The 25,175-nt window shown below is 71.5% G+C and carries 24 protein-coding genes and 1 pseudogene; 17 read left to right on the top strand and 8 right to left on the bottom strand.

Going from position 1 to position 25,175, the window contains the following annotated elements:
• The first annotated feature begins 2 nt into the window (after nucleotides 1–2).
• The 3 genes from ACIP63_RS17910 to ACIP63_RS17920 all read left to right on the top strand — a co-directional run bounded on the left by ACIP63_RS17910 (nucleotide 3) and on the right by ACIP63_RS17920 (nucleotide 5,152).
• A complete protein-coding gene (locus tag ACIP63_RS17910; protein WP_401516598.1) occupies nucleotides 3–1,835 on the top strand; it encodes an ABC transporter transmembrane domain-containing protein in 1,833 nt (610 codons plus the stop codon).
• On the top strand, nucleotides 1,832–3,613 hold the full coding sequence (locus tag ACIP63_RS17915) for an ABC transporter ATP-binding protein (RefSeq protein ID WP_401516600.1): 1,782 nt from the start codon (nucleotides 1,832–1,834) through the stop codon (nucleotides 3,611–3,613). The genes ACIP63_RS17910 and ACIP63_RS17915 overlap by 4 nt, the downstream gene beginning before the upstream one ends.
• A 177-nt stretch (nucleotides 3,614–3,790) precedes the next feature.
• Nucleotides 3,791–5,152 (top strand): NAD(P)/FAD-dependent oxidoreductase, encoded by a 1,362-nt coding sequence (locus ACIP63_RS17920; protein WP_401516602.1) that lies wholly within the window; start codon nucleotides 3,791–3,793, stop codon nucleotides 5,150–5,152.
• 44 nt (nucleotides 5,153–5,196) lie between these two features.
• Here ACIP63_RS17920 and ACIP63_RS17925 read toward each other — a convergent pair whose 3' ends face one another.
• Together ACIP63_RS17925 and ACIP63_RS17930 are read right to left on the bottom strand one after the other, a co-directional pair.
• Nucleotides 5,197–6,732, bottom strand: a complete 1,536-nt coding sequence (locus tag ACIP63_RS17925; protein WP_401516603.1) for an ATP-dependent DNA ligase — start codon at nucleotides 6,730–6,732, stop codon at nucleotides 5,197–5,199.
• A 48-nt stretch (nucleotides 6,733–6,780) separates the two neighbouring features.
• A complete protein-coding gene (locus tag ACIP63_RS17930) occupies nucleotides 6,781–7,572 on the bottom strand; it encodes a metal-dependent hydrolase (RefSeq protein ID WP_401516605.1) in 792 nt (263 codons plus the stop codon).
• Between the two features lie 156 nt (nucleotides 7,573–7,728).
• Between ACIP63_RS17930 and ACIP63_RS17935 the strand changes: the two genes are divergently transcribed.
• Nucleotides 7,729–10,242, top strand: coding sequence for a DEAD/DEAH box helicase (locus ACIP63_RS17935; protein WP_401516606.1), 2,514 nt, complete (start codon nucleotides 7,729–7,731; stop codon nucleotides 10,240–10,242).
• Nucleotides 10,243–10,276: 34 nt separating this feature from the next.
• Entirely contained in the window at nucleotides 10,277–11,152 is an 876-nt protein-coding gene (locus ACIP63_RS17940; RefSeq protein WP_362927736.1) for an acyl-CoA thioesterase II, read from the top strand.
• A 19-nt stretch (nucleotides 11,153–11,171) separates the two neighbouring features.
• On the opposite strand, the gene ACIP63_RS17945 is transcribed toward ACIP63_RS17940, so the two are convergent.
• Nucleotides 11,172–11,402 (bottom strand): DUF6011 domain-containing protein, encoded by a 231-nt coding sequence (locus ACIP63_RS17945; RefSeq protein ID WP_401516608.1) that lies wholly within the window; start codon nucleotides 11,400–11,402, stop codon nucleotides 11,172–11,174.
• 48 nt (nucleotides 11,403–11,450) lie between these two features.
• On the opposite strand from ACIP63_RS17945, the gene ACIP63_RS17950 reads away from it, so the two are divergent.
• From ACIP63_RS17950 to ACIP63_RS17965, 4 genes are all read left to right on the top strand, one after another.
• Nucleotides 11,451–12,137: a hypothetical protein gene (locus ACIP63_RS17950; protein WP_401516609.1), complete on the top strand. Its 687-nt coding sequence runs from the start codon at nucleotides 11,451–11,453 to the stop codon at nucleotides 12,135–12,137.
• Between the two features lie 375 nt (nucleotides 12,138–12,512).
• A complete protein-coding gene (locus tag ACIP63_RS17955; protein WP_401516611.1) occupies nucleotides 12,513–13,469 on the top strand; it encodes a DUF389 domain-containing protein in 957 nt (318 codons plus the stop codon).
• A gap of 90 nt (nucleotides 13,470–13,559) precedes the next feature.
• On the top strand, nucleotides 13,560–14,990 hold the full coding sequence (locus tag ACIP63_RS17960; protein ID WP_401516613.1) for a DUF2252 domain-containing protein: 1,431 nt from the start codon (nucleotides 13,560–13,562) through the stop codon (nucleotides 14,988–14,990).
• Between the two features lie 130 nt (nucleotides 14,991–15,120).
• A complete protein-coding gene (locus tag ACIP63_RS17965; RefSeq protein WP_401516614.1) occupies nucleotides 15,121–16,455 on the top strand; it encodes a chloride channel protein in 1,335 nt (444 codons plus the stop codon).
• Here the strand turns inward: ACIP63_RS17965 and ACIP63_RS17970 are convergent.
• Complete coding sequence (locus ACIP63_RS17970; RefSeq protein ID WP_401516616.1) at nucleotides 16,409–16,840, bottom strand: hypothetical protein; 432 nt, start codon at nucleotides 16,838–16,840, stop codon at nucleotides 16,409–16,411. The genes ACIP63_RS17965 and ACIP63_RS17970 overlap by 47 nt on opposite strands.
• A gap of 129 nt (nucleotides 16,841–16,969) precedes the next feature.
• Here ACIP63_RS17970 and ACIP63_RS17975 point away from each other — a divergent pair, with 129 nt between their 5' ends.
• The 3 genes from ACIP63_RS17975 to ACIP63_RS17985 are packed head-to-tail and all read left to right on the top strand — an operon-like array spanning nucleotide 16,970 to nucleotide 18,637.
• A complete protein-coding gene (locus tag ACIP63_RS17975) occupies nucleotides 16,970–17,548 on the top strand; it encodes a helix-turn-helix domain-containing protein (protein WP_401516618.1) in 579 nt (192 codons plus the stop codon).
• A gap of 19 nt (nucleotides 17,549–17,567) precedes the next feature.
• Nucleotides 17,568–18,119, top strand: a complete 552-nt coding sequence (locus tag ACIP63_RS17980) for a GNAT family N-acetyltransferase (protein ID WP_401516620.1) — start codon at nucleotides 17,568–17,570, stop codon at nucleotides 18,117–18,119.
• A gap of 29 nt (nucleotides 18,120–18,148) precedes the next feature.
• Nucleotides 18,149–18,637: a glutathione peroxidase gene (locus ACIP63_RS17985; RefSeq protein ID WP_401516622.1), complete on the top strand. Its 489-nt coding sequence runs from the start codon at nucleotides 18,149–18,151 to the stop codon at nucleotides 18,635–18,637.
• Between the two features lie 80 nt (nucleotides 18,638–18,717).
• On the opposite strand, the gene ACIP63_RS17990 is transcribed toward ACIP63_RS17985, so the two are convergent.
• Nucleotides 18,718–19,080 carry a DoxX family protein gene (locus tag ACIP63_RS17990; RefSeq protein WP_401516623.1) on the bottom strand — a complete coding sequence of 121 codons (363 nt, stop codon included), beginning with the start codon at nucleotides 19,078–19,080 and terminating at the stop codon, nucleotides 18,718–18,720.
• A 166-nt stretch (nucleotides 19,081–19,246) separates the two neighbouring features.
• Nucleotides 19,247–19,402, bottom strand: a pseudogene (locus ACIP63_RS17995) (cupin domain-containing protein); the annotation flags it as partial.
• An 80-nt stretch (nucleotides 19,403–19,482) separates the two neighbouring features.
• On the opposite strand from ACIP63_RS17995, the gene ACIP63_RS18000 reads away from it, so the two are divergent.
• A complete protein-coding gene (locus ACIP63_RS18000; protein ID WP_401516625.1) occupies nucleotides 19,483–19,614 on the top strand; it encodes a hypothetical protein in 132 nt (43 codons plus the stop codon).
• Nucleotides 19,615–19,694: 80 nt separating this feature from the next.
• On the opposite strand, the gene ACIP63_RS18005 is transcribed toward ACIP63_RS18000, so the two are convergent.
• Nucleotides 19,695–20,921 carry an acyl-CoA dehydrogenase family protein gene (locus ACIP63_RS18005; RefSeq protein WP_329226239.1) on the bottom strand — a complete coding sequence of 409 codons (1,227 nt, stop codon included), beginning with the start codon at nucleotides 20,919–20,921 and terminating at the stop codon, nucleotides 19,695–19,697.
• Nucleotides 20,922–21,094: 173 nt separating this feature from the next.
• Between ACIP63_RS18005 and ACIP63_RS18010 the strand changes: the two genes are divergently transcribed.
• Nucleotides 21,095–21,745, top strand: a complete 651-nt coding sequence (locus tag ACIP63_RS18010; RefSeq protein ID WP_401516627.1) for a TetR family transcriptional regulator — start codon at nucleotides 21,095–21,097, stop codon at nucleotides 21,743–21,745.
• Nucleotides 21,746–21,767: 22 nt separating this feature from the next.
• Here ACIP63_RS18010 and def read toward each other — a convergent pair whose 3' ends face one another.
• On the bottom strand, nucleotides 21,768–22,322 hold the full coding sequence (def, locus tag ACIP63_RS18015) for a peptide deformylase (protein WP_401516629.1): 555 nt from the start codon (nucleotides 22,320–22,322) through the stop codon (nucleotides 21,768–21,770).
• Nucleotides 22,323–22,436: 114 nt separating this feature from the next.
• On the opposite strand from def, the gene ACIP63_RS18020 reads away from it, so the two are divergent.
• The 3 genes from ACIP63_RS18020 to ACIP63_RS18030 all read left to right on the top strand — a co-directional run.
• Entirely contained in the window at nucleotides 22,437–23,675 is a 1,239-nt protein-coding gene (locus ACIP63_RS18020; protein WP_401516631.1) for a MurT ligase domain-containing protein, read from the top strand.
• 34 nt (nucleotides 23,676–23,709) lie between these two features.
• Nucleotides 23,710–24,438 carry a glutamine amidotransferase gene (locus ACIP63_RS18025; protein WP_356714945.1) on the top strand — a complete coding sequence of 243 codons (729 nt, stop codon included), beginning with the start codon at nucleotides 23,710–23,712 and terminating at the stop codon, nucleotides 24,436–24,438.
• A gap of 184 nt (nucleotides 24,439–24,622) precedes the next feature.
• Nucleotides 24,623–25,175, top strand: a 553-nt coding sequence (locus ACIP63_RS18030; RefSeq protein ID WP_401516633.1) for an ATP-dependent 6-phosphofructokinase, incomplete at its 3' end; no start/stop codon positions are given.

Below are 25,175 nucleotides of genomic sequence, written 5' to 3' on the forward strand. Positions count from 1 at the left end.
TCATGCAGATTCGCGATCTTCCGTACTCGGATCCCGGCGATCCCGATGTAAGGTCAGGCCCCCGTTTCCTCTTCTGGCTCGGGCGAAACCAGCTCGCGGGCCAGCTCAAGTCCCTCGCCTGGGGACTGCTCCACCACTGCGCGATCGCGGGCCTCCCGCTCGCCGTCGGCCTGGCGGTGGAGGCCGTCATCGACCGTTCCGGCCGGGACCTCGCGAGGGCCGGCGTCCTCCTCACCGTCCTGGGCGTCCTCATCGCCCTCGGCGACACCATGCTCCACCGGACGGCGGTCACCAACTGGATCACCGCCGCGGCGCGGGTTCAGCAGCTCCTGGCGCGCCGAACCGCCGAGCTCGGCTCGGCGCTGACCCGGAGGGTGGCGGCCGGAGAAGTGGTCGCCGTGTCCACCGGCGACGTCGAGAAGATCGGATGGTTCGTCGAGGCGCTGTCGCGCTTCCTGGCGGCTGCGACCGCGCTCGTGCTGATCTGCGTCGGGCTGGTCCTCTACCTGCCCTCGCTCGGTGTGCTGGTCGCGATCGCCACCCCGGTCCTCGCACTGACGGTACTTCCGCTGCTCCCCCGGGCCACCCGCCGGGCGGATCTCCAGCGTGAGAAGGCGGGCCGGGCCACGGAGCTGGCCTCCGACACGGTCGCCGGGCTGCGGGTGCTGCGCGGTATCGGCGGCGAGGAGCTGTTCCTCGACCGCTACCGGCGTGCGTCCCAGGAGGTCCGCGAGGCGGCCGTCCGCAGTGCGCGGATGTGGGCGCTCATCTCGGCGATCCAGGTGTTCCTGCCGGGAGTTCTGCTGATCTCGCTCGTCTGGTACGGCGCGGCGCTGGCCCGGGACGGCCGGATCGACGTCGGCCAGCTGGTCACCGTGTACAGCGCGGCGACCCTGATGCTCTTCCCTCTGCGCAACGTGGAGGAGATCGCCATGGCGTACTCCTTCTCGCGGCCGTCCGCGCAGCGCGCTGTCCGGGTGCTGTCCCTGCGTCGCACCACCCGTCCCCCGACGGCGGACACCACTGCTCCCCAGGGCGATCTGTACGACCCGGTGACCGGACTGATGGCACCGCAGGGCCTGTTCACCGCTGTGGTCTGCGGCGATCCCGACGAGGCGGGGCGGCTGGCGGAGCGGCTCGGCGGCCACACCGAGCCGGACGACGACGCTTCCGGGCCGGTCCCCTCGGTGCTGCTCGGCGGTGTGCCGCTGGACGAGCTGCCGCTCGACACGGCACGCGCCGCGGTGCTGGTGCAGGACAAGGACCCCGTGCTGCTCTCCGGGACGCTGCGGGAGCTGCTGGACGTCCCGTCCTCGGGCGGCGTGTCGGCCGAGGACGCGCTCGACGCCGCCCGGTGCGGTGACGTGCTGGACGCGCTGGCGCAGGCGTCCGTCGACGCGGACGGAGACCCGATGAACACCCGGATCACCGAGCGCGGCAGGTCCCTGTCCGGCGGCCAGCGGCAGCGGCTGGCCCTGGCCCGGTCGCTGGTCACCGATCCCGAGGCACTCGTGCTCGACGAGCCGACGTCCGCCGTGGACTCCCATACGGAGGCCAGGGTCGCCGCCGGTGTCGAGCTGCTGCGCCGGGGCCGTACGACGGTGGCGTTCGCCTCGTCACCGCTGCTGCTGGACGTCGCCGACCGCGTCGTGCTCCTGCACGGGGGCACGGTCGTCGCGGCGGGGACGCACCGCGAACTGCTGCGGGACGACCACCGGTACCGCGCGGTCGTGACCCGTGAGACCGACGACGAGGCCGCTGCGCGGGACGGGATCGCCGCGACCGGCGGCCTCCGGCCGGCCCTGGCGGCCGAGGAAATCGAGGAGACGGCATGATCGGCCTGGCCACACCGGAGTACGACCCGGCGGCACCGCAGTCGGCGACGACCCTGCCGGTCGGTACGCCGACGACGGTACGGACGTATGTACGTGCCCTGCTGCGGCGCCACCGCAGACCGTTCGCGGTGCTGATCGGCGCCAACGCGGTCGCGGTGATCGCGTCGATCACCGGGCCCTACCTGCTCGGCGGGCTCGTCGAGGACCTGTCGAACGGTGTCACCGACCTCCATCTGGAGCGCACCGCCGCGGTGTTCGCCCTGGCGCTGGTCGTGCAGACCGTCTTCACGCGGGCGATGCGGCTGCGCGGGGCGATCCTCGGTGAGGAGATGCTGGCCGATCTGCGCGAGGACTTCCTCGTACGCTCGGTGGGTCTGCCTCCCGGTGTCCTTGAACGGGCCGGTACGGGTGATCTGCTGTCCAGGATCACCACCGACGTCGACCGGCTCGCCAACGCGATGCGGGAGGCCGTGCCGCAGCTGGCGATCGGGGTCGTCTGGGCGGGGCTGCTGCTCGGCGCGCTGACCGTCACCGCCCCGCCCCTGGCGCTCGCCGCCCTGATCGCGCTTCCGGTGCTGGTCGTCGGCTGCCGCTGGTACTTCCGGCGTGCGCCTTCGGCATACCGCTCGGAGGCGGCCGGGTACGCGGCGGTCGCGTCCGCCCTCGCCGAGACCGTGGACGCCGGGCGGACCGTCGAGTCCCACCGGCTGGGGTCGCGCAGGGTCGCGCTGTCGGACCGGCGGGTCGCGGAGTGGACAGCGTGGGAGCGGTACACCCTGTTCCTGCGTTCGGTGCTCTTCCCGGTCATCAACACCACGTACGTGACGATTCTCGGCGCGGTGCTGATGCTCGGCGGCTGGTTCGTGATCGAGGGCTGGCTCACCGTCGGTCAGCTGACGACGGGGGCGCTGCTGGCGCAGATGATGGTGGACCCGATCGGTCTGATCCTGCGCTGGTACGACGAGCTGCAGGTCGCCCAGGTGTCGCTGGCCAGGCTCGTCGGCGTACGGGAGATCGAGCCCGACGCCGGTGACGATCTCGTCGGGCCGGACGGCCGGGAGGTGAAGGCCCAGGAGGTGCACTTCGGTTACCGCGCGGGCGTGGACGTCCTGCACGAGGTGTCCCTGGACGTCGCCCCGGGTACGCGGCTGGCGCTGGTCGGTCCGTCGGGTGCGGGCAAGTCCACGCTGGGGAGGCTGCTGGCGGGGATCTACGCGCCCCGGGCGGGTTCGGTCTCGCTGGGCGGTGCCGAACTGTCCCGGATGACGGCCGAGCGGGTACGGACCCATGTGGCTCTCGTCAACCAGGAGCACCACGTGTTCGTGGGCTCGCTCCGGGACAACCTCCTGCTCGCCCGTACGGGCGCCGAGGACGCGGAGCTGTGGGCGTCGCTCGCCGCGGTGGACGCGGACGGCTGGGCGAAGGCTCTCGACGCGGGTCTGGACACGGAGGTCGGCTCGGGCGGCCTGGCCCTCACCCCGGCTCAGGCGCAGCAGATCGCTCTGGCCCGCCTCGTCCTGGCGGACCCGCACACGCTGGTGCTGGACGAGGCGACGTCGCTGCTGGACCCGCGGGCGGCCCGGCACCTGGAGCGGTCGCTGGCGCAGGTCCTGGACGGCCGTACGGTGGTGGCGATCGCGCACCGGCTGCACACCGCGCACGACGCGGATGTGATCGCGGTGGTCGAGGACGGCCGGATCAGCGAACTGGGCAGCCATGACGAGCTGGTGGCCGCGGAGGGTGCGTACGCGTCGCTGTGGCGCTCCTGGCACGGCTGAGCCACGGGCGGCCGTCGGCGTCCCGGCCGGGTCCTGCCGCGCGTCACCGTCCCGGCGGCAGGGCCCCGCCGCACAAGAGGCGAACTCGGTCCCCTCCGGTAAGGATGAGGGAGTGACTGGCCTCGGATACGGGGCAGGCGAGCGATGACCGCGTAAACCCGAGAAGGGACGCACACCGTGGCACGACCCAGGATTCTCGTTGTCGGCGCCGGCTTTGCCGGGGTCGAGTGCGTGCGCCGGCTGGAGCGCACCCTCGCGCCCGGCGAGGCGGACATCGCGCTCGTCACCCCGTTCTCGTACCAGCTCTACCTGCCGTTGCTCCCTCAGGTCGCCTCCGGGGTGCTCACCCCCCAGTCGGTCGCCGTCTCACTGCGCCGCAGCCGGCGTCACCGCACCCGGATCGTGCCGGGCGGGGCCATCGGGGTGGACACGAAGGCGAAAGTCTGTGTCGTCCGCAAGATCACGGACGAGATCGTGAACGAGCCGTACGACTACATCGTGCTGGCCGCGGGCAGCGTCACCCGGACCTTCGACATCCCGGGGCTGGTCGAGAACGCCCGGGGCATGAAGACCCTGGCCGAGGCCGCCTACATCCGGGATCACGTCATCTCCCAGCTCGATCTGGCCGATGCCAGTCACGACGAGGAGGAGAGGGCGTCCCGGCTGCAGTTCGTGGTGGTGGGCGGCGGGTACGCGGGCACGGAGACGGCCGCGTGTCTGCAGCTGCTCACCACCAACGCCGTCAAGCACTACCCCAGGCTGGACCCGAAGCTGATCAAGTGGCATCTGATCGACATCGCGCCGAAGCTCATGCCGGAGCTCGGTGACAAGCTCGGTCTCAGTGCCCTGGAGATCCTGCGCAAGCGCGGGATCGAGGTCTCGCTCGGTGTCTCCGTGGCCGAGGCCGGGCCGGACAAGGTGACGTTCACGGACGGCCGGGTGCTCCCCTGCCGCACGCTGATCTGGACCGCGGGCGTCGCGGCGAGTCCGCTCGTCGCCACGCTCGACGCCGAGACGGTGCGCGGCCGGCTCGCCGTGACGCCGGAGATGACGCTGCCCGGCAGCGACGGCGTGTTCGCGCTCGGCGACGCGGCGGCGGTGCCGGACCTGGCCAAGGGCGACGGGGCGATCTGCCCGCCCACCGCTCAGCACGCCATGCGCCAGGGCCGCAAGCTCGCGGACAACATCATCGCGTCGCTGCGTGGCCGCCCGTTGCAGCCGTACGTCCACAAGGACCTCGGGCTGGTCGTGGACCTCGGTGGCCGGGACGCGGTGTCCAAACCGCTGGGTATCGAGCTGAAGGGCCTGCCGGCCCAGGCCGCGGCGCGCGGCTACCACTGGGCGGCACTGCGGACGAATGTCGCGAAGACGCGCGTCATGACCAACTGGCTGCTCAACGCGATCGCCGGTGACGACTTCGTGCGGACGGGGTTCCAGGCCCGGAAGCAGGCCACCCTGCGCGACTTCGAGTACACGGACGCGTATCTCACGCCGGACGAGATCCGCGCGCACACGGCCGGCGCCGACGTCCGCGGCTGAACCGCCCGCCCGGCCCCCGTCCCCGCCGCGGGGCGGGGCCGGTGTCATGTCCGGCGGGAGAGCACCGTGTCGACGGTGTCCGCCTCCTCGGCCCGCTTGTCCTCGCGGTAGCGCAGGACACGGGCGAACCGCAGGGTGACGCCCGCCGGGTAGCGGGTGGAGGCCTGGAGTCCGTCGTAGGCGATCTCCACGACCAGTTCCGGGCGCACCGTCACCACGTGCCCGTCGTCGCCGGTGGCCAGCTCTTGGAGCCGTTCGGTCTGCCACGTGAGCACGGTGTCCGTGAGCCCCTTGAAGGTCTTGCCCAGCATCGCGAACGTGCCGTCCTCCCGGCGCGCCCCCAGGTGCAGGTTGGAGAGCTTCCCGGTGCGTCGCCCGTGGCCCCATTCGGCGGCGAGCACCACGAGGTCCAGGGTGTGCACGGGTTTCACCTTGAGCCAGGAAGCGCCCCTGCGGCCGGCGCTGTACGCCGCGGTGTCGCCCTTGACGACGACGCCCTCGTGGCCGCGGGCCAGTGTGGCCTCGGAGAACGCCACGGCCGCCTCGCGCTGCGTCTCGTCCGCCGGGTCCTCCACGACGACGCGGCGTACGCGCATCGGCTCGGGGACCAGCCCTGCCAGTTCCCGGTGGCGTTCGGCGAAGGGGAGGTCGAGGAGCTCGCGGCCGTCGACGGACAGCACGTCGAAGAAGACGGGGACCACAGGGACGGCGCCCGCGGCGGTGGCGACGTCACGCCGGGAGCCGACCCGGCCGGCGGTCTCCTGGAACGGCCGGGGCCTCCCGTCCTCACCGAGGGCGATCGCCTCGCCGTCGAGGATGAACCGGCCCGCGGGGAATCCGGTCACCGCCGCCGCGAGTTCGGGGAGCCGGTCGGTGATGTCGTCGAGGGTGCGGGTGTAGACGCCGACCCGCTCGCCGTCGCGGTGCACCTGCACGCGGATGCCGTCCAGCTTCTCCTCGACGGCGCAGGACCCCAGCCGGTCGATCGCTTCGGTCACCGAGCGGGCGGTGTGCGCGAGCATGGGCTGGACGGGCCGGCCGACGGTGAGCCGGAAGGACGCGAGGCCCCCGGGCCCCTCCGCGAGCAGCGTACGGGCGACGGGTCCGAGCGACCCGGCGAGCATGACGGCGCGCCGCACGTCGGCGGGCGGTGCTCCGGCGGCGTCGGCCAGGGCGTCGACGGCTACGGCGTCCAGCGCGCCCTGCCGCACCTCACCGGTGAGCAGTGCGCGCAGGAAGCGTTGTTCGTCGGCGGTGGCGGCAGCGAGGAGGCCGGTGAGGCGTTCCTTGCGGGCTGCCTGCGAGCCAGGGCCGCCGAGGGCTCCGATGGCCGTCAGCTCCGCGTCGGTCTCCGTGACGGTCAGGGTGGGCGTGTCGGCGGGCGTGACGTCGTCGCGCAGGGCGCTCCAGCCGATACCGAGCCGGCCCTGCGGGAGGCGCCCGGCGAGGTAGGGGATGACGACCGGGACGTCGTCCGGCCCCGCCTCCCGGAAGAGTCCGGCCAGCAGGGCCGTCTTCCGGGTACGGGCCGACGTCGCGGCGACCTCCAGCGACACATGGGCGAGCCTGGCGAGCAGCATGCCGCCATGGTGCTACGGCGGCGGGCTCGGCGCCCGGCGGAAAGGGCTTCAGATGACGTTGAGCGCCGCCGCGCCGCCCACTCCCCCGAGGATCATGAAGAGGGGCATCAGCACCTTGAGCTCCACCCAGCTGCCGGCCCGGAACCGCATGGCCTTCGGCGGCCCGAGCGGATACCAGCGCTTACGGTCCAGCGGTATCGGCCACAGGATCGGGCAGCCCGAGACGGTCAGGGCGTCGCCGATGTCATGGACGAGGGCACCGAGCACGATCGGGAGTCCGAGCCAGAGGTACTCCTGGCCGGGCGCGTTGAACAGCCAGTCCGAGCCGTTGCCCGGCTGGTCGAGCACTCCCGCGAGGATCCAGGCGCTGGTCGCGCCCAGCAGCCAGACGAGGACGTCGCTGGAGACCCTGGCCGCACGCCACAGCAGGCCTTCCACGGCGAGCACGAGATGGACGAAGAGGAGGCCCAGGACCGCCCACCGGCCGCCGAAGACGGCGGCGGCCGAGGCTCCGGCGCCGATCAGCACCGCCCAGAGCCAGGTGTGGGTGAGGGTGCGGTGGCCGCCGTTCCTGCGCGGGTCGCCGGGGCCCCGGGTCGCTTTGTAGACGGAGTACGAGAGTTTGTCGACTATCTCGCAGACGCCCTTGGAGATCGGTCCGAAGGCCCGGGAGATGGTGGCCGACTTGTGGTCGAGGTCCGGGGCGAGCGCGGCGCCGGCGGTGATCAGGGCCCCCACGACCAGGACGGGCCAGGGCATCGTGTGGCCCATGGCGGCGGCCGCGGCACCCACCCCCAGCCAGGCCGCTGCCCCTGACAGAGAGTGTGCCGGTCCCATCATGGCTGTTCCCGCCCCCATCGTGGTTCGGCCGTGTGCCCAGGCCGGGCCGCCATCGTCTGTGTGCGGCAGCCGAGTTGAGTGGGAAGCGTATCGTCCGTGATCTTCGCCGGATCCTCCGGTTCCCTCATCCGGGCCGGAGGCATGCAAGATGGGGGCGTGACCCTTATCGATCAGCTGCCCCCGACCGCAGACCCGGACGCCCTCTTCGAGGCCTTCTCGTCATGGACCGAATCGCAGGGCATCACCCTCTATCCGGCTCAGGAGGAGGCGCTGATCGAGGTGGTCTCCGGGGCCAACGTGATCCTCTCCACCCCCACGGGGTCCGGAAAGAGCCTGGTCGCGGCGGGTGCGCACTTCACGGCGCTGGCCCAGGACAAGGTCACCTTCTACACCGCGCCCATCAAGGCACTGGTCTCGGAGAAGTTCTTCGACCTGTGCAAGCTCTTCGGCACGGAGAACGTCGGCATGCTGACCGGGGACGCCTCGGTCAATGCCGACGCCCCGGTCATCTGCTGCACCGCCGAGGTGCTCGCGTCGATCGCGCTGCGTGACGGCAAGTACGCCGACATCGGCCAGGTCGTGATGGACGAGTTCCACTTCTACGCGGAGCAGGACCGCGGCTGGGCGTGGCAGATCCCGATCCTGGAGCTTCCGCAGGCCCAGTTCGTCCTGATGTCGGCCACCCTCGGCGACGTCAAGATGTTCGAGGAGGACCTGACCCGCCGGACCGGCCGCCCGACGTCCGTGGTGCGCTCCGCGACCCGGCCGGTTCCGCTGAGCTACGAGTACCGCCTGACGCCGATCACGGAGACGCTCACGGAGCTCCTGGACACCCGGCAGTCGCCCGTCTACATCGTGCACTTCACGCAGGCCGCCGCGGTGGAGCGGGCGCAGTCGCTGATGAGCATCAACATGTGCACGAAGGAGGAGAAGGAGAAGATCGCCGACCTGATCGGCAACTTCCGCTTCACCACCAAGTTCGGCCAGAACCTCTCCCGCTACGTGCGCCACGGCATCGGGGTGCACCACGCGGGCATGCTCCCCAAGTACCGCCGACTCGTCGAGAAGCTCGCGCAGGCGGGCCTGCTGAAGGTCATCTGCGGCACGGACACGCTCGGCGTCGGCGTCAACGTGCCCATCCGCACGGTGCTCTTCACCGCCCTCACCAAGTACGACGGCACCCGGGTGCGCACACTGCGCGCCCGTGAGTTCCACCAGATCGCGGGCCGCGCCGGCCGGGCCGGGTTCGACACGGCGGGCTTCGTCGTCGCGCAGGCCCCCGAGCACGTCATCGAGAACGAGAAGGCCGTCAAGAAGGCGGGCGACGACCCCAAGAAGAAGCGCAAGGTTGTCCGCAAGAAGGCCCCCGAGGGTTTCGTCGCCTGGTCGGAGACCACGTTCGACAAGCTGATCCAGTCCGAGCCGGAGCCGCTGACCTCCCGCTTCCGGGTCACGCACACGATGCTGCTCTCGGTGATCGCCCGCCCGGGCAACGCCTTCGAGGCGATGCGTCATCTGCTCGAGGACAACCACGAGCCGCGCAAGGCACAGCTGAGGCACATCCGCCGGGCCATCGCGATCTACCGCTCGCTGCTCGACGGCGGTGTGGTGGAGCAGCTCGGCACACCCGACGCCGAGGGCAGGATCGTACGGCTCACCGTCGATCTCCAGCAGGACTTCGCGCTCAACCAGCCGCTGTCCACCTTCGCGCTGGCCGCCTTCGACCTGCTGGACGCCGAATCGCCCTCGTACGCCCTGGACATGGTCTCCGTCGTCGAGTCGACGCTGGACGACCCGAGGCAGATCCTGGCCGCGCAGCAGAACAAGGCGCGGGGCGAGGCCATCGGGCGGATGAAGGCGGACGGTGTCGAGTACGAGGAGCGGATGGAGCTGCTCCAGGAGGTCACGTACCCCAAGCCGCTGAGCGAGCTGCTCTGGCACGCGTACGACGTCTACCGCACGAGCCACCCGTGGGTCGGCGACCACCCCGTGTCGCCGAAGTCGGTGATCCGCGACATGTACGAACGGGCCATGACCTTCACGGAGTTCACCTCGAACTACGAGCTGGCCCGTACCGAGGGCATCGTCCTGCGGTACCTGGCGAGCGCGTACAAGGCCCTTGAGCACACCATCCCCGACGACCTGAAGTCCGAGGACCTGGAGGACCTGATCGCCTGGCTGGGCGAGATGGTACGCCAGGTGGACTCCAGCCTGCTGGACGAGTGGGAGCAGCTGGCCAACCCGGAGGTGGAGACCGCCGAGCAGGCGCAGGAGCGGGCCGACGAGGCCAAGCCGGTGACGGCCAACGCCCGTGCCTTCCGTGTGCTGGTGCGCAACGCGATGTTCCGCCGGGTCGAGCTGGCCGCGCTGGACCGGGTCCGCGACCTGGGCGAGCTGGACGCCGACTCGGGCTGGGACGAGGACGCCTGGGGCGAGGCGATGGACGACTACTGGGAAGCGCACGAGGAGCTGGGGACGGGCCCGGACGCGCGCGGCCCGAAGCTGCTGAAGATCGACGAGGACCAGGAGCACGGTCTCTGGCGGGTGTGGCAGGCCTTCGCCGACCCGGCAGGGGACCACGACTGGGGAATTCGTGCGGAGGTCGATCTCGCGGCCTCCGACGAGGAGGGCCGGGCGGTCGTCCGGGTCACGGCCGTGGGCCAGCTGTGACGGCGCGCCGGCCAGGAGAGTGGAGAAGAACCGCATGACGAACCCCGCCGACAGCCTGGTCGATCTGCTCGACCTGGAGCGGATCGAGGTCAACATCTTCCGTGGCCGCAGCCCCGACGAGTCCCTGCAACGGGTCTTCGGCGGGCAGGTCGCGGGCCAGGCGCTGGTCGCGGCCGGCCGCACGACCGACGGGGACCGCCCCGTCCACTCGCTGCACGCCTACTTCCTGCGTCCGGGCCGTCCCGGCGTGCCGATCGTCTACGACGTGGAGCGGGTGCGGGACGGCCGGTCCTTCACCACGCGCCGGGTCACGGCCGTGCAGCAGGGCCGGACGATCTTCAATCTGACGGCGTCCTTCCACCGCCCGGAGGAGGCCGGTTTCGAGCACCAGCTGCCGCCGGCCCGCGTCGTGCCCGGTCCGGACGAGCTGCCGACGGTCGCCGACGAGGTGCGCGAGCACCTGGGCGGTCTGCCGGAGGCGCTGGAGCGGATGGCCCGCCGCCAGCCCTTCGACATCCGCTATGTCGACCGGCTGCGCTGGACACGGGACGAGGTCAGGGACGCGGACCCGCGCAGCGCGGTGTGGATGCGCGCGGTCGGCCCCCTGGGCGACGACCCGCTCGTGCACACGTGCGCACTGACGTACGCGAGCGACATGACGCTGCTGGACGCCGTACGGATCCCGGTCGAGCCGCTGTGGGGACCGCGCGGCTTCGACATGGCGTCGCTGGACCACGCCATGTGGTTCCACCGGCCGTTCCGGGCGGACGAGTGGTTCCTGTACGACCAGGAGTCGCCGATCGCCACGGGTGGCCGCGGACTGGCAAGGGGGCGGATCTACGACCGTCAGGGGCAGCTGCTGGTGTCCGTGGTGCAGGAGGGGCTGTTCCGCCGTCTCGACGGCGCGTAGACCCTGCGTACGGGGTCGGTCAGGTGCCGGGCAGCGGGTCCTGGTCGACCTCGTGGCGGCGGGTCCGGATGTCCGGGCCCGCCGGGTGCAGCTTGGCGTCGCAGGAGGGGCCCAGGCCGGTGCGGCGTGATTCCGCTCCGGTGAGGGGCCGCCCGCAGAGGGCGCACCTCACCGGGCGCCGGCCTTCGCGACGGCCGGCGTCCGGCTTCGGTCCGGGGAAGAGTTCGGGACAGGGCTCGGGGGGTTCCACGTACGGATCCTCTCAGGCCGGTGTGACACACCACGGAGGGGCACAGCGGTGAGCAGCGTACTGAGGATGGTGCCCGCGCCACGGGGCGAGGGGGCGGCCGGGAGCGGCGCCGCTCCGGTGGGGCACCAGGTGCTGTGCGCGGACGGCCCGGCACCGGAGAGCGTGGTGGCGTACGTGGAGCGCGAACTGCCCCCGGGCGGGATACCCGCCTACCGGGCGGCACGGGGCAGCGGTGCACGCTCCTTCGTCCTGTGGGCGGACGAGCAGCGCCGGGAGCGGCTGGCCACCCTGGTGACGGTGTCCGCCGGGAGCGGTGTCGCGGCCTACCAGGTGCTCGGGGCGCGGGGTGAGCTGGTCGGCACGGTCGTCCGTGAGAAGGCGCTGCGGGGCAGGGGGCTGCGTACCCGCTGGACGGTGACCCCGACGGGCGGCCAGCAGGCGGTGGGCTTCAAGGGCCGGATCCTCTGGTGGTGCGTGTGGTGGCTGCTCTCCCCGCTGCAGACGTTGGTCATCGTGGCGAGTCTGCTCAGCGGCGACGGTGACGCGGCGCGGGGGCCCCGCCGCATCGTCTGGCGTGCGGGCGGGCGGGCCGCGCTGGAGTTCAGGTCGAAGGGAGACACGGTGCACCTGCACGCGCCCGGGTACGACCTGCGGCTGGGTGCGGCGCTCATGGCCGTGCTGCGCACGTTCGACAGCCCGCTGCTCGGCAATGAGTGGGACGACGCGAAGGACTGACGGTCAGTCCCGCTGCCGGTCGAGCGTTTCGTCGACGCCTTCGGTGACATGAAGCGTGTGACCAGCACGGCGGTGTCCGGGTGGTAGAGGTGCTTGCGGGAGCTCTCGGGGTCCTCGGGCGACAGCCGGAAGCGGTCGGCGTGGTCGTGGTCGAGCAGCGCGGCGAAGATGCCCGGGAGTCGAAGCGCGGGCGGCGAACCAGTCGACGGCCCCCTGCGACGAGATCAGCGCGCCTGTCTGCAGGTCGCCCACCAGACCGTGCGCCGCTATGGGAGGGTATCGGTCCATGACCGTCCGATATCCGGCATACCCCCGCGTATGCCACTACCCGTCAGCCCCAGGCGGGCCGCCCTCCCGCCCGGGCGGAGGCGCCGAGTGGACATGATCCATGTCCGTGCCGTCAGCCCGCCGGACCTGACCGGGCGGGCCGAGGAGTTCCTGGGCGGCAATCCTTACGTCCTCAACCTGATCGTGCAGCGGGGCGCCGCGCGCAACCCCGACGGTGACTCCGTCGCGTGCGACGTGCTGACAGGGGCGGCGAACGACGTCCTGCGCGGCCTGCGGGACCTCCAGATCGACCTGCGGGGCTCCGTCGTCATCGAGCCGGTCGACATGGCGTTCTCCGGACGGGCCTCGGAGGGTGCGTCGCGCCGGCTCGGCGCGCTGGCGAACGCTCCGGTCTGGGACCAGGTGGAGGCGCGCATCAGGTCCGAGGGCAGGTACGCGCCGAGTTTCTACCTGTACCTGGTCGTCGCGGGGCTCATCGGCTCGGTCGGTATCGTCACCAATTCCCAGATCCTGATCGTCGGGGCGATGGTCGTCGGTCCCGAGTACGGAGCGATCGTCGCCGTGGCGCTGGGCTTCGACCGGGGGGACCGGGCCACGGTGCGCAAGGGGCTGTCCGCCCTGTGCGCGGGCCTTCTGCTGACGATCGCGGTCACTTTCCTCTTCAGCCTGCTCATCCGCGGATTCGGCCTGCAGTCGAGGGCTTTCGACCTGGGGCTGCGGCCGGTGTCCGATCTGATCAACACCCCGAACTTCTTCTCCGTCGCCGTCGCCGCCCTGGCCGGCGTCGTGGGCATCGTGTCGCTCACCGAGGCCCGTACGAGCGCCCTGCTCGGGGTGTTCATCTCCGTGACGACGATCCCGGCCGCCGCGGCCATCAGCGTCTCCACGGCCTTCGGCAGCTGGTCCGAGGCGCGGGGCTCCCTCATTCAGCTCCTGGTCAACATCACGGTGCTCATCGTGGTGGGGACGGTCGCGCTCAGGTGCCAGCGCGCGATCTGGCGAAGGGTGGGTCTGGGCCGGTCCCGGTACGGCGGGCGGACCTGAGGAGTGGCTGTTCCGAGCGGCCGGAACCCCGTCGGCCCGGGATGATGGGAAGCGGGGCCGCAGGGCCCCGCTCGCGCCAGGAGGGCCGACATGCCCCGGAAAGCCGTTTCACCACTCCGTGCCGTACCGGGAGCGACGCCTGAGGAGCGGGCCGCTCTCGGCAGGGCGGCCCGCGGGAGGGTGCCGCGTTCGAGCCATGGCACTTTCGACCCGCCGCCGGACCGGCCCGATCCGCTGACGGTGCTGGAGGCGCAGTCGGCGGCCCGCGTCCCCGAGCTCGTGCCGATCCGCTACGGGCGGATGACGGAGTCGCCGTTCCGCTTCTACCGCGGCGCCGCGGCCGTCATGGCATCCGACCTCGCGGGGTCCCCGGTCTCCGGGATCAGGGCCCAGCTGTGCGGTGACGCCCACCTGCTGAACTTCAGACTGCTGGCCTCCCCGGAGCGCCACCTGCTGTTCGACATCAACGACTTCGACGAGACGCTGCCCGGGCCCTGGGAGTGGGACGTCAAGCGCCTCGCGGCCAGCTTCGTCATCGCGGGGCGGGCCAACGGGTTCACGGACCGCGAGCGGAAGCGCATCGTACGGGCCACGGTGCGGTCGTACCGGGAGTCGATGATCCGGTTCGCGGGCATGCGGAACCTCGATGTCTGGTACACGCGGATCGACGAGGGCCGGCTCCGGGCCGTGGGCGCCGGGAAACTGGCCGCCGGAGGCCGCGAGCGCCTGGCCAGAGCGACCGCGAAGGCCCGCACCCGGGACAGCCTGCAAGCGTTCGAGAAGCTGACCGAGGTGTCCGGCGGACGGCTCCGGCTCTCGGCGGATCCGCCGCTGCTCGTACCGGTCGCGGACCTGTTGGAGGACGCCGAGCGCGATGTCACGGAGCGGCAGTTCCGGAAACTCCTGCGACGCTACGGCCGCAGCCTCCCGTCGGACCGGCGGGCCCTGCTCGCCGACTTCCGCCCGGTGGACATGGCCCGCAAGGTCGTCGGGGTGGGCAGTGTCGGAACCCGCTGCTGGGTCATCCTCCTGCTCGGCCGGGACGGCGGCGATCCGCTCCTCCTGCAGGCCAAGGAGGCCGGCACCTCGGTACTCGCGCCGTTCGCGGGGCCGAGCGCGTACCGGAACCAGGGCGAGCGCGTGGTGGCCGGCCAGCGCCTGATGCAGGCGGCCGGTGACATCTTCCTCGGCTGGGAGCGGGTGGACGGGATCGACGGGCGGCGCCGTGACTTCTACGTACGCCAGCTGCGCGACTGGAAGGGCGTCGCCGAACCGGAACTGATGGTGCCGCGCGGGATGGCCGCCTTCGGCGAGCTGTGCGGGACGACCCTGGCCCGTGCCCACGCGCGATCCGGTGACCGGATAGCCATCGCGGCCTATCTGGGGCACGGCGACGTGTTCGACCGGGCACTGGCGAGGTTCGCCGAGCTGTACGCCGACCGGAACGAGCGGGATCACCAGGCGCTGGTCGACGCGGTGGCGGCGGGCGCTCTTCCCGCCGCCGGGGCGGACGCGCGGTAGCGGAGGCCCGAATCGCCGGGCGTGGACAGCGGGTACATCACGGACAGAACGCCACATCGTGGTATCACCGTGTGGATCCCGGCGGGACAGCGTGTTCCGGCAGGGACCCGACGCTGAGGAGACCATGCCGATGTCGGCCGAACCCGGGGCAGCGCCCGGGACCGAACACCCGGATCCTCTCACCGTGGTGCGCACCCGGGGATACGCCGTACTGCTGGTCATGGTGGCGCTCCTCGGAGTCCCGATCTCCGCGGCGGCGTTCGGCTTCCTGGCGCTCGTCCACGAGCTCCAGTCCCTGACCTACAAGGATCTGCCCCACGCGCTGGGCTTCGGGAGCACGCCGTCGTGGTGGCCGGTCCCGCTGCTCGCCGTGGCGGGCCTGCTGACGGGGCTGGCCATCCGTCACCTGCCGGGAACGGGCGGCCACAAGCCGGCCGAAGGGTTCGTGAACACGGGGGCGCCGACCGCCGCGGAGCTGCCGGGGATCGCGCTCGCCGCGCTGGCGTCCCTGGGCCTGGGAGCCGTGCTCGGGCCCGAGGCCCCGCTCATCGCGCTCGGCGGAGGGCTGGCCGTCTGCGCGGCGCGCCTGCTGAAGCCGGGCATCCAGCCGAGCGCGGCCGCGATGGTGGCGGCGGCGGGGAGCTTCGCAGCGGTCAGCGCCCTCCTGGGGTCGCCGCTCCTCGGCGCGTTCCTGCTGATGGAGGCGTCCGGCCTCGCAGGAATGATGCTCGGCCTGGTGCTCGTGCCGGGGCTGCTCGCCTCCGGCATCGGGTCGCTCATCTTCATCGGTCTGGGCTCGTGGACCGGCCTGGGCACGTACTCCCTGGCCCTCCCCCACGTCCCTCACGCCCCCCAGCCCACCGTCGCCGAGTTCGGCTGGGCCCTCGCGCTCGGGGTCGCGGCCGCACTCGTGGGCACGGGCATCAGGAGACTCGCCCTGGCCTTGCAGGGCCGGGTCGAGCGGCGGCGGGTGATCGCGGCCGTGGTGATGGGCCTGACGGTCGGTGTACTCGCGCTCCTCTACGCCGAAAGCACGGGGCGGAACGCGTCCGAGGTGCTGTACTCGGGCCAGGACGCCCTCGGCGGCCTGCTCGCCGAGGACGCCACGTACACGGTGGGAACGCTTCTCGTGCTGATCATCTGCAAGGCGCTCGCGTACTCGACCTCGCTGAGCGCCTTCAGGGGCGGCCCCATCTTCCCGTCGATGTTCCTCGGCGCGGCGGGCGGGCTGGCGCTCTCGCACCTGCCGGGCCTGAACGCCACCTCGGGCTTCGCGATGGGGATCGGGGCCATGTGCGTGGCGATGCTCAGGCTGCCGATGACCTCGGTGCTGCTCGCCACGCTGCTGCTGGGGTCCGAGGGCGTCACGGTCATGCCGCTCGTGATCGTCTCCGTGGTGGTGTCGTACGTCCTCACGCTCAGGTTCGAACGCTCTTCTGAGGACCCACGCACAGCGCCCAGATGACGAAGATGTTGATGGCGATGAGCACCAGGGACCAGAACGGGTAGTAGGGGAGCCACAGGAAGTGTGCGACCACCAGGAGCCCGGCGAGCAGGACACCGACGGCGCGCGCCCACAAGGCTCCGCTGAAGAGCGCGAAGCCGGCGAGGAGGACGACGATCCCCAGGATGAGGTGCACCCAGCCCCAGCCCGTGAGGCTGAACTGGAACACGTAGTTGCGCGTCGAGACGAACAGGTCGTCCTTGGCGATGGCGGCGATCCCCTCGAGGATGGCCATGGCCCCACCGAAGATCATCATCACCGCCGCGAACACGGTCCAGCCGGACTGGGCTCCGCGCCCACCGGCGGTGTCGTGCCCCGCCTTCGTTCCGCTAGCACTTCCAGCCATGTCGGCCTCCTCGGCTCCCAGCCGATGAGCGGCTCGATCGAGTCGCTTCGCGGCTTATGTTCCGTTTATCAGCCTGACACGGCATCACTCGATCGGCACTCTTCTCAGAACAGAGATATGCTCCCGCATATGAGAGAGCCCGAGGTGCCGACCGACAGCGTCGACGACCGCCTCGCGGCACGGTTGGGCACGCTCCGCACCGAACGCGGCTGGTCGCTGGACGAGCTGTCCCGGCGAGCCGGTGTGAGCCGCTCGACCCTGTCGCGACTGGAGCGCGGGGAGCTGAGTCCCACCACCGCGGTGCTCGGACAGCTGTGCACGGTCTACGGGCGCACGATGTCCCGGCTGCTGATGGAGGTGGAGACGGAGCCGCCGCAGCTGGTCCCGGCCGCACGACAGCCGGTGTGGCGGGACCAGCCGTCCGGGTTCGTGCGCCGCTCCGTCTCGCCGCCGCACCCCGGTCTGCGCGCCGAGGTCATCGAGGGCACACTCGACGCCGGCGCGTCGCTCTCGTACGAGAACGCACCGGTGCCCGGTGTGGAGCAGCACATCTGGGTGCTGGAGGGCACGGTCGAGATCACGGTCGACGGGACCACGCACACCGTGCGCGAGGGCGACTGCCTGCGCTTCCGGCTGCACGGCCCCTCGCACTTCCGCTGTCCGGGCCCGCAACGCGTCCGCTACGCACTGATGATCGTCCTGCCGTGAATGTGAAAGGACCCGCTTCATGACCGAGATCGTCTCCGTGTCCGGCCCCGAGCTGATCACGTACGCCGATGAGCTCGCCGCCCTGCTGATCGAGGCGGTGGAGGGCGGGGCCTCCGTCGGTTTCCTCGCCCCGCTGGACCGCGCGGCGGCCGCCGTCTGGTGGCGGGAGCGGGCCGCCGCCGTCGAGGCGGGGAGCCACCAGGTCTGGATCGCCCGGGACGACGAGCGGCTGGTGGGCACGATCGGCCTGGTCAAGGCGGCCCTGCCCAACGCCCGCCACCGCGCGGAGGTCGCGAAGCTCGTGGTCAGGCCGTCGGCCCGGAACCGGGGAGTCGGCCGGGCCCTGCTCACCGCGGTCGAGCGGTCCGCCGCCGCCGAGGGGCTGACACTGCTGGTCCTGGACACCGAGACCGGAAGCGACGCCGAGAGGCTCTACCGCTCGGCGGGGTGGACGCCCTGCGGCTCCGTACCGGATTACGCGGCGGACCCGTACGGCACGCTCAGGGCGACCACGTTCTACTACCGGGCGCTGGACCCGAGGGAGGCTCCCGCACAGGGGCCGTCACAATGAGGGGGACGCCACGCCACAGAGGAGATCCCATGACGCTGCACGACATTCCGCTCCGTACGCTCAGCGGCGAGCCGACCACCCTTGGCGCCTACAAGGGTTCGGCGGTCCTGCTGGTGAACGTCGCTTCCCAGTGCGGGCTCACTCCGCAGTACGCCGGCCTGGAGAGGCTCCAGAAGGAGTACGGGGACCGCGGTTTCACCGTGCTCGGGGTGCCCTGCAACCAGTTCGCGGGCCAGGAGCCGGGCACCGCGGAGGAGATCCAGACGTTCTGCTCGACGACCTACGGGGTCAGCTTCCCGCTGCTGGAGAAGATCGACGTCAACGGCGAGAACCGGCACCCGCTGTACGCGGAGCTGACGAAGTTCGACGACGCCGAGGGCACGGCGGGGGACGTCCAGTGGAACTTCGAGAAGTTCCTGATCTCCCCGGCCGGTGAGCCGGTCGCACGGATCCGCCCCCGCACCGAGCCGGAGGCGCCCGAGGTCGTGGCAGCCGTCGAGGCGCAGCTGCCGCGGTAGCCGCAACGGACGACACGCGGGGCCGGACCGGCGCACGGTCCGGCCCCGCAGCCGCATCCATCGGTCGGGGCCGCGCTCGGTCACAGCCAGGTGACGGCCAGCCAGATGACCACGCCCGCAGTGGCGACGAGCCCGACGTTGAGTGCGATCCGGCGGTCTTCGCCGGTCAGGTGGACGGGGATGGCAGCGATCTGCAGGAGCAGAAACCCGATGGCCGCGGCCAGTGCCAGCCAGGGCGCGATGCCGGTCAGTGGCGGCAGGATCAGCCCGGTCGCGCCCAGTATCTCGACCGTCCCCAGCGCCCTCACGGCGGGCAGGGGTATGCGATCGACCCAGGCCATCATCGGGCGGAGTTGCTCTCGGCTGCGGAGAACCTTCATCGCGCCTGCGTAGACGTAGAAGAGGGCGAGCAGTCCGGCGACGATCCAGTACGCGATGTTCATGATTCCCGTCTGTGGTCACCGGTCGCAGGTGACCCGTTGTTTCGCGTGGCAGCCCGTGGAGAAGACCCGAGCCATGATCTGAGTGATCCGGAAGCCGAGCGGTGGGGACACCCCGGCGGCGCCGGTCGGGCCTGAGTTCAGGTCAGGCGGGTTCGGTCGCGTAGCGGCTCATCACCATGCCGAGGCGGTGCCCGGTATGGATGCCGTCTTCGAGGACGCGCATGCGCCTGGTGCCCAGGACGATCGTTTCGCCGTCGTCGGGACCCACCACCGACACGGCGGGGTCGGCCTGCGATGCGCTGCACTTCGCTTCTCCGGTCATGCTCCCAGTGCACCGCCAGGGCCCCGCGACTGTCCAAGACCCATTCCCCCACGCCGATACCTTGCGGGTATCGGCGCAGCGTGGAGCGGCAAACCGTGGGCGACGCGCTGCTCGGCGGACCGGCCGCCACCGGCCGCACCGCCAAGGCGTACATCGTCCATCGGGTCGGCATGCCCCCAGGCGCGTGGCGGACAACGGTGACCGTCGAGTGAGGTCGCATGCGCCGCAGAACCACGGGCAACGACGGATCGGCCGCCGGCGGGAGCCGGCGGCCGATCACGAACGATCCCGGCTAGCGGATCGGCATGCCCGACAGGGTGCGGGCGATGACCAGGCGCTGGATCTCGCTCGTGCCCTCGAAGATGGTGTAGATCGCGGCGTCCCGGTGCATGCGCTCGACCGGGTACTCACGGGTGAAGCCGTTGCCGCCGAGGATCTGCACGGCCTGGGCGGTGACCGTCTTCGCCGTCTCGCTCGCGTAGAGCTTCGACATCGAGCCCTCGGCGGCGGTGAACGGCTTGCCGGCGCTCGCCATCCAGGAGGCGCGCCAGACGAGCAGCCGGGCCGCGTCGATCTGCGTACGCATGTCCGCCAGCTGGAAGGCGATGCCCTGGTTGTCGATGATCGGGCGGCCGAACTGGGTCCGTGTCTTCGCGTAGTCGAGGGCGACCTCGTAGGCGGCGCGGGCGGTGCCGACGGCCATGGCTCCGACGGCCGGGCGGGACGCCTCGAAGGTCGCCATCGCCGCGTTCTTCACGCGCTCGCCGCCGGACCTGGCGCGCTCACGGGCCCGGGCGAGGCGCTCGTCGAGCTTCTCCTTGCCGCCGAGCAGGCAGTGGCCGGGGACGCGGACGTCCTCGAGGACGACCTCGGCCGTGTGCGAGGCGCGGATGCCGTGCTTCTTGAACTTCTGGCCCTGCGAGAGGCCGGGAGTGGCCGGCGGGACGATGAAGGAGGCGTGGCCCTTCGAGCCCAGTTCGGGGTCGACGACGGCGACGACGACATGCACGTTGGCGATGCCACCGTTGGTCGCCCAGGTCTTGGTGCCGTTGAGGACCCACTCGTCCTTGGCCTCGTCGTACACCGCGCGGGTGCGCATCGAGGCGACGTCGGAACCGGCGTCCGGCTCGGAGGAGCAGAAGGCGGCGACCTTCACGTCGTCGGCGTCCCCGTACATCTGCGGGATCCAGGTGCCGATCTGCTCCTCGGTGCCGTTGGCGAGGACGCCGACGGCCGCCAGGCCGGTGCCGACGATCGACAGGGCGATACCCGCGTCACCCCAGAAGAGCTCCTCCATGGCCATGGGGATGCCCAGGCCCGTAGGGTCGAAGAACTGCTGGGCGTAGAAGTCGAGGGAGTAGATGCCTACCTTGGCGGCCTCCTGGATGACGGGCCAGGGCGTTTCCTCACGCTCGTCCCACTCCGAAGCGGCCGGCCTGATCACCTCGGCGGCGAATCCGTGCAGCCAGTCACGGACCTGCTTCTGGTCGTCGTTGAGCTCGAGCGTGAACTCGGCCATGTTCCCTCCATGCACTTCAGGAAAACCCGTTACTAGCGGTAACAACAGTCTGTTACCAGCAAGTAGCCTCTGTCAACCAGCCAGCTGCGGATCCGCGCACGGCACACGCAGGGTGTTACGTTGCCCGAGCGTGACGAGATCGCAGGACAGTTGGGTGGGGCGGGAGAAACGACATGGAGACCACAAGAGGGGCCGAACGGCAGCGGACAGCGGCCGAACGCCGCCGCCGGGAGCTGCTCGAAGCCGCGGACCGAGTGGTGCTCAGGGACGGCCCGAAGGCGTCGATGAACGCGATCGCCGCGGAGGCCGGGATCACCAAGCCCATCCTCTACCGGCACTTCGGCGACAAGGGCGGCCTCTACCGTGCGCTCGCCAAACGCCACACCGACGCGCTGCTGAGCGCCCTGCGGGCCGCGCTCGACGCCCCCTCCGAGCGGCGTGAACGGGTCGAGGCGACCCTGGACACCTACCTCGCGGCGATCGAGGCGCGCCCCCAGGTCTACCGCTTCCTGATGCACCCGTCCGACGACGCGGCTCCCTCGCCCGAGCAGGGCTTCGACGTCGGCCGGCACTCCGCGCCTTTGCTGCGCCGCCTCGGCGAGGAGCTGGGGAAGGTGATCGCGGAGCGGGTCGATCTCGGTCCGGACAGCGAGCAGATGGCCCGCATCTGGGGTCACGGCATCGTCGGCATGATGCACGCGGCCGGCGACTGGTGGCTGGGCGACCGGCCGTGCTCGCGGGAGCAGCTGGTACGCAGCCTCGCCGACCTGCTCTGGGGCAGGCTCGCCGAAGCCGGCGACCTCCCCGGCGGCCAGGGGTTCTGAGCCGCTCCCGGGCCCCGGGAGCTCAGCCGTCGGCCGCCGTACGCGCCCAGGGCGCCCGCCGGGCCGCGCGCAGCGCCCTGGCCCGGCGCAGCCCCGTCAGCCGGTCCGTGTAGACCGAGCCTTCGAGGTGGTCGCACTCGTGCTGCAGGCAGCGGGCGAACCAGCCGGTGCCGGCGATCCGCACCGGCTCCCCCGTCACCGTCCGGCCCTCGACCACCGCGTGGTCGAAACGCGGGGTGGCGGCTTCGAGCCCCGGAAGCGAGAGGCACCCCTCCGGTCCGCGTACGGTGATGCCGTCCGCCTCGACGAGTACGGGATTGACGACGTGGCCCAGATGCCGGACCTCGTCGTCGTCCGGACAGTCGAAGACGAACACCTTGAGGGGGAAGCCGATCTGGTTCGCGGCGAGCCCCACACCGTTCGCGGCGTACATGGTGGCGAACATGTCCTCCACCAGCCGGGCGAGCGACGGGCCGAATTCGGTGACGTCGTCGCACGGACTGTGGAGCACCGGGGCGCCGAGCAGAGTCATGGCGCGAACGCGTCCGGTACTGCCGGGGATCGGGCGGTTTCGCATGGGGAGAAGCGTACGTTCCACGTGACCTCCACGTTCCCCGTGGTGCCGAGGTGCGGCCGCCGCGCCGGACATCGATAGGCTGGGCGCGGACTTACGCAAGGAGGATCTAGGACGATGGCAGGCAACACGGAGCCGTTGTCGCCGCGGGCCAAGCTCGCCGTGACGGCGGGCAAGGCCGCGGCGGCGGTGTCGCGCGCTGCGGGGCGCGGCAGCGGATCGGTGATCGGCGGCCGGGTGGCGCTCAAGCTCGACCCCGACCTGCTCGGGCGGCTGGCGCAGCACCTGGACGTGATCCTCGTGTCCGCGACGAACGGCAAGACGACCACCACCCGGCTGATCGCGGAGGCGCTCACGGCCGCCGGTCCCGTCGTGTCGAACGCGCTCGGAGCCAACATGCCCGCGGGGATCACCTCCGCGCTGGCAGGAGGCTCGGACGCGCGGTACGGCGTGATCGAGGTCGACGAGAAGTACCTCGCCGGCGTGGCACGCGACACGACGCCGAAGGTGATCGCGCTGCTCAACCTCTCGCGCGACCAGCTGGACCGCGCCGCGGAGACCCGGATGATGGCGGAGCAGTGGCGTGAGGGCCTGTCGGGCTCCAAGGCCGTGATCGTGGCCAACGCCGACGACCCGCTGATCGTCTGGGCCGCTTCCTCCTCCCCCAATGTCGTGTGGGTCGCGGCGGGGCAGGCGTGGAAGGACGACGCCTGGTCCTGCCCGTCCTGCGGCGGTGTCATGCAGCGCCCCGGTGACGACTGGTTCTGCGGCGAGTGCGGCTTCCGCCGCCCCGCCCCGAGCTGGGCGCTGAACGGCGACTACGTCCTGGACCCGCACGGTTCCGCGTGGCCGATCCACCTCCAGCTGCCGGGCCGGGCCAACAAGGCCAACGCCACGAGCTCGGCCGCCGTGGCCGCGGTCTTCGGCGTACCGCCGCAGGTCGCCCTGGAGCGCATGTACCAGGTGCAGGCCGTGGCGGGCCGCTACGACGTCGTCACCTTCCTCGGCCGTGAGCTCCGGCTCCTGCTGGCGAAGAACCCGGCGGGCTGGCTCGAGACGTTCTCCCTGATCGACCCGCCGCCCACCCCGGTGATCCTCTCGGTGAACGCCCGTGGCGCCGACGGTACGGACACCTCCTGGCTGTGGGACGTGGACTACACCCAGCTCTACGGTCACCCGATCTTCGTGCTCGGTGACCGCAAGCTGGACCTCGCGGTCCGGCTCGAGGTGGCCGGACTGGACTTCCGTGTCTGCGAGACCCTGGACGAGGCCGTCCAGATGGCTCCGCCCGGCCGCATCGAGGTCATCGCCAACTACACCGCCTTCCAGGATCTGCGCCGTCGTGTCGGCAACTGACCCCCGCGCGGGCAACCCCCGGAGAGGACGAAGCATGAGCAACAACAGCCTGCGGCTGGTGTGGGTCTACCCCGACCTCCTCAGCACCTACGGCGACCAGGGCAACGCCCTGGTGGTGGAGCGCCGGGCCCGCCAGCGCGGCCTCGACGTGGCGCGCGTGGACGTGCGCAGCGACCAGCCCATCCCGACGTCGGGCGACATCTATCTGATCGGCGGCGGTGAGGACCGGCCGCAGCGGCTCGCCTCGGAGCGGCTGCGCCGTGACGGCGGGCTGAACAGGGCCGCGGCGAACGGCGCGATCATCTTCTCGGTCTGCGCGGGCTACCAGATCCTCGGCCACGAGTTCATCAACGACCTCGGCGAGCGCGAGCCCGGCCTCGGGCTGCTCGACGTCGTCTCGACCCGTGGTGAGGGCGCCCGGTGCGTCGGTGACGTGCTCGGCGACATCGACCCGAACCTCGGGCTGCCGCCGCTGACCGGTTTCGAGAACCACCAGGGCATCACCCACCTCGGTCCCTCGGCGCGCCCGTTCGCCCGGGTGCGTCTCGGCCGGGGCAACGGCACGGGCGACGGCACGGAAGGCGCGTACAACGACACCGTCTTCGGTACGTACATGCACGGGCCGGTCCTGGCGCGGAACCCGCTGATCGCGGACCTGCTGCTGAAGCTGGCCCTGGACGTCAACGCCCTGCCGCCGAGCGACGACCGGTGGTACGAGGCGCTGCGCGCGGAGCGGATCGCCGCGGCGACCCAGCCCGCCTGACGCGGCCCGTACGGGCCGGCCCCTCCGGGGGCCGGTCCGCGGGTGCCGGGCCGGTGTACATCCGGTGGACGTCCAGCAGTCGGACAGTGGGTTCGGTCCGGCCACCCGGCGCCGGTAGGGTGGCGGGGATCCAACCGGACGACGTGGTCCGGCGTCGGCCCACGTTGCAAAGGTTTCCCGGGCAATGCGAATTGGTGTGCTCACCTCCGGTGGCGACTGCCCCGGCCTCAACGCCGTCATCCGTTCCGTCGTACACCGCGCGGTCGTCGACCACGGCGACGAGGTCATCGGCTTCCACGACGGGTGGAAGGGCCTCCTCGAGTGCGACTACCGCAAGCTCGACCTCGACGCGGTCGGCGGCATCCTCGCGCGTGGTGGCACGATCCTCGGCTCCTCCCGTGTCCAGCCCGCGCATCTGCGTGACGGCGTGGAGCGGGCGAAGGGCCATGTCGCGGATCTCGGCCTGGACGCGATCATCCCGATCGGCGGCGAGGGCACGCTGAAGGCCGCCAATCTGCTCTCCGAGGCCGGTCTGCCCATCGTCGGTGTGCCGAAGACCATCGACAACGACATCGCCTCCACCGACGTGACCTTCGGTTTCGACACGGCCGTCGGCGTCGCGACCGAGGCGCTGGACCGGCTGAAGACCACGGCGGAGTCGCACCAGCGGGTGCTGATCGTCGAGGTCATGGGCCGCCACACCGGCTGGATCGCGCTGCACTCGGGCATGGCGGCCG

Origin of the sequence: Streptomyces sp. NPDC088746 (assembly GCF_044751065.1) — a bacterium.
Lineage (GTDB): Bacteria > Actinomycetota > Actinomycetes > Streptomycetales > Streptomycetaceae > Streptomyces.

Bases quoted from the DNA above. Each gene is read 5' to 3' on its own strand.
- ACIP63_RS17910 (WP_401516598.1), top strand. From the start codon at position 3: ATGCAGATTCGCGATCTTCCGTACTCGGATCCCGGCGATCCCGATGTA.
- ACIP63_RS17915 (WP_401516600.1), top strand. From the start codon at position 1,832: ATGATCGGCCTGGCCACACCGGAGTACGACCCGGCGGCACCGCAGTCG.
- ACIP63_RS17925 (WP_401516603.1), bottom strand. From the start codon at position 6,732: ATGCTGCTCGCCAGGCTCGCCCATGTGTCGCTGGAGGTCGCCGCGACG.
- ACIP63_RS17930 (WP_401516605.1), bottom strand. From the start codon at position 7,572: ATGATGGGACCGGCACACTCTCTGTCAGGGGCAGCGGCCTGGCTGGGG.
- ACIP63_RS17940 (WP_362927736.1), top strand. From the start codon at position 10,277: ATGACGAACCCCGCCGACAGCCTGGTCGATCTGCTCGACCTGGAGCGG.
- ACIP63_RS17960 (WP_401516613.1), top strand. From the start codon at position 13,560: ATGCCCCGGAAAGCCGTTTCACCACTCCGTGCCGTACCGGGAGCGACG.
- ACIP63_RS17965 (WP_401516614.1), top strand. From the start codon at position 15,121: ATGTCGGCCGAACCCGGGGCAGCGCCCGGGACCGAACACCCGGATCCT.
- ACIP63_RS17970 (WP_401516616.1), bottom strand. From the start codon at position 16,840: ATGGCTGGAAGTGCTAGCGGAACGAAGGCGGGGCACGACACCGCCGGT.
- ACIP63_RS17975 (WP_401516618.1), top strand. From the start codon at position 16,970: ATGAGAGAGCCCGAGGTGCCGACCGACAGCGTCGACGACCGCCTCGCG.
- ACIP63_RS17980 (WP_401516620.1), top strand. From the start codon at position 17,568: ATGACCGAGATCGTCTCCGTGTCCGGCCCCGAGCTGATCACGTACGCC.
- ACIP63_RS17985 (WP_401516622.1), top strand. From the start codon at position 18,149: ATGACGCTGCACGACATTCCGCTCCGTACGCTCAGCGGCGAGCCGACC.
- ACIP63_RS17990 (WP_401516623.1), bottom strand. From the start codon at position 19,080: ATGAACATCGCGTACTGGATCGTCGCCGGACTGCTCGCCCTCTTCTAC.
- ACIP63_RS18005 (WP_329226239.1), bottom strand. From the start codon at position 20,921: ATGGCCGAGTTCACGCTCGAGCTCAACGACGACCAGAAGCAGGTCCGT.
- ACIP63_RS18010 (WP_401516627.1), top strand. From the start codon at position 21,095: ATGGAGACCACAAGAGGGGCCGAACGGCAGCGGACAGCGGCCGAACGC.
- def (WP_401516629.1), bottom strand. From the start codon at position 22,322: ATGCGAAACCGCCCGATCCCCGGCAGTACCGGACGCGTTCGCGCCATG.
- ACIP63_RS18020 (WP_401516631.1), top strand. From the start codon at position 22,437: ATGGCAGGCAACACGGAGCCGTTGTCGCCGCGGGCCAAGCTCGCCGTG.
- ACIP63_RS18025 (WP_356714945.1), top strand. From the start codon at position 23,710: ATGAGCAACAACAGCCTGCGGCTGGTGTGGGTCTACCCCGACCTCCTC.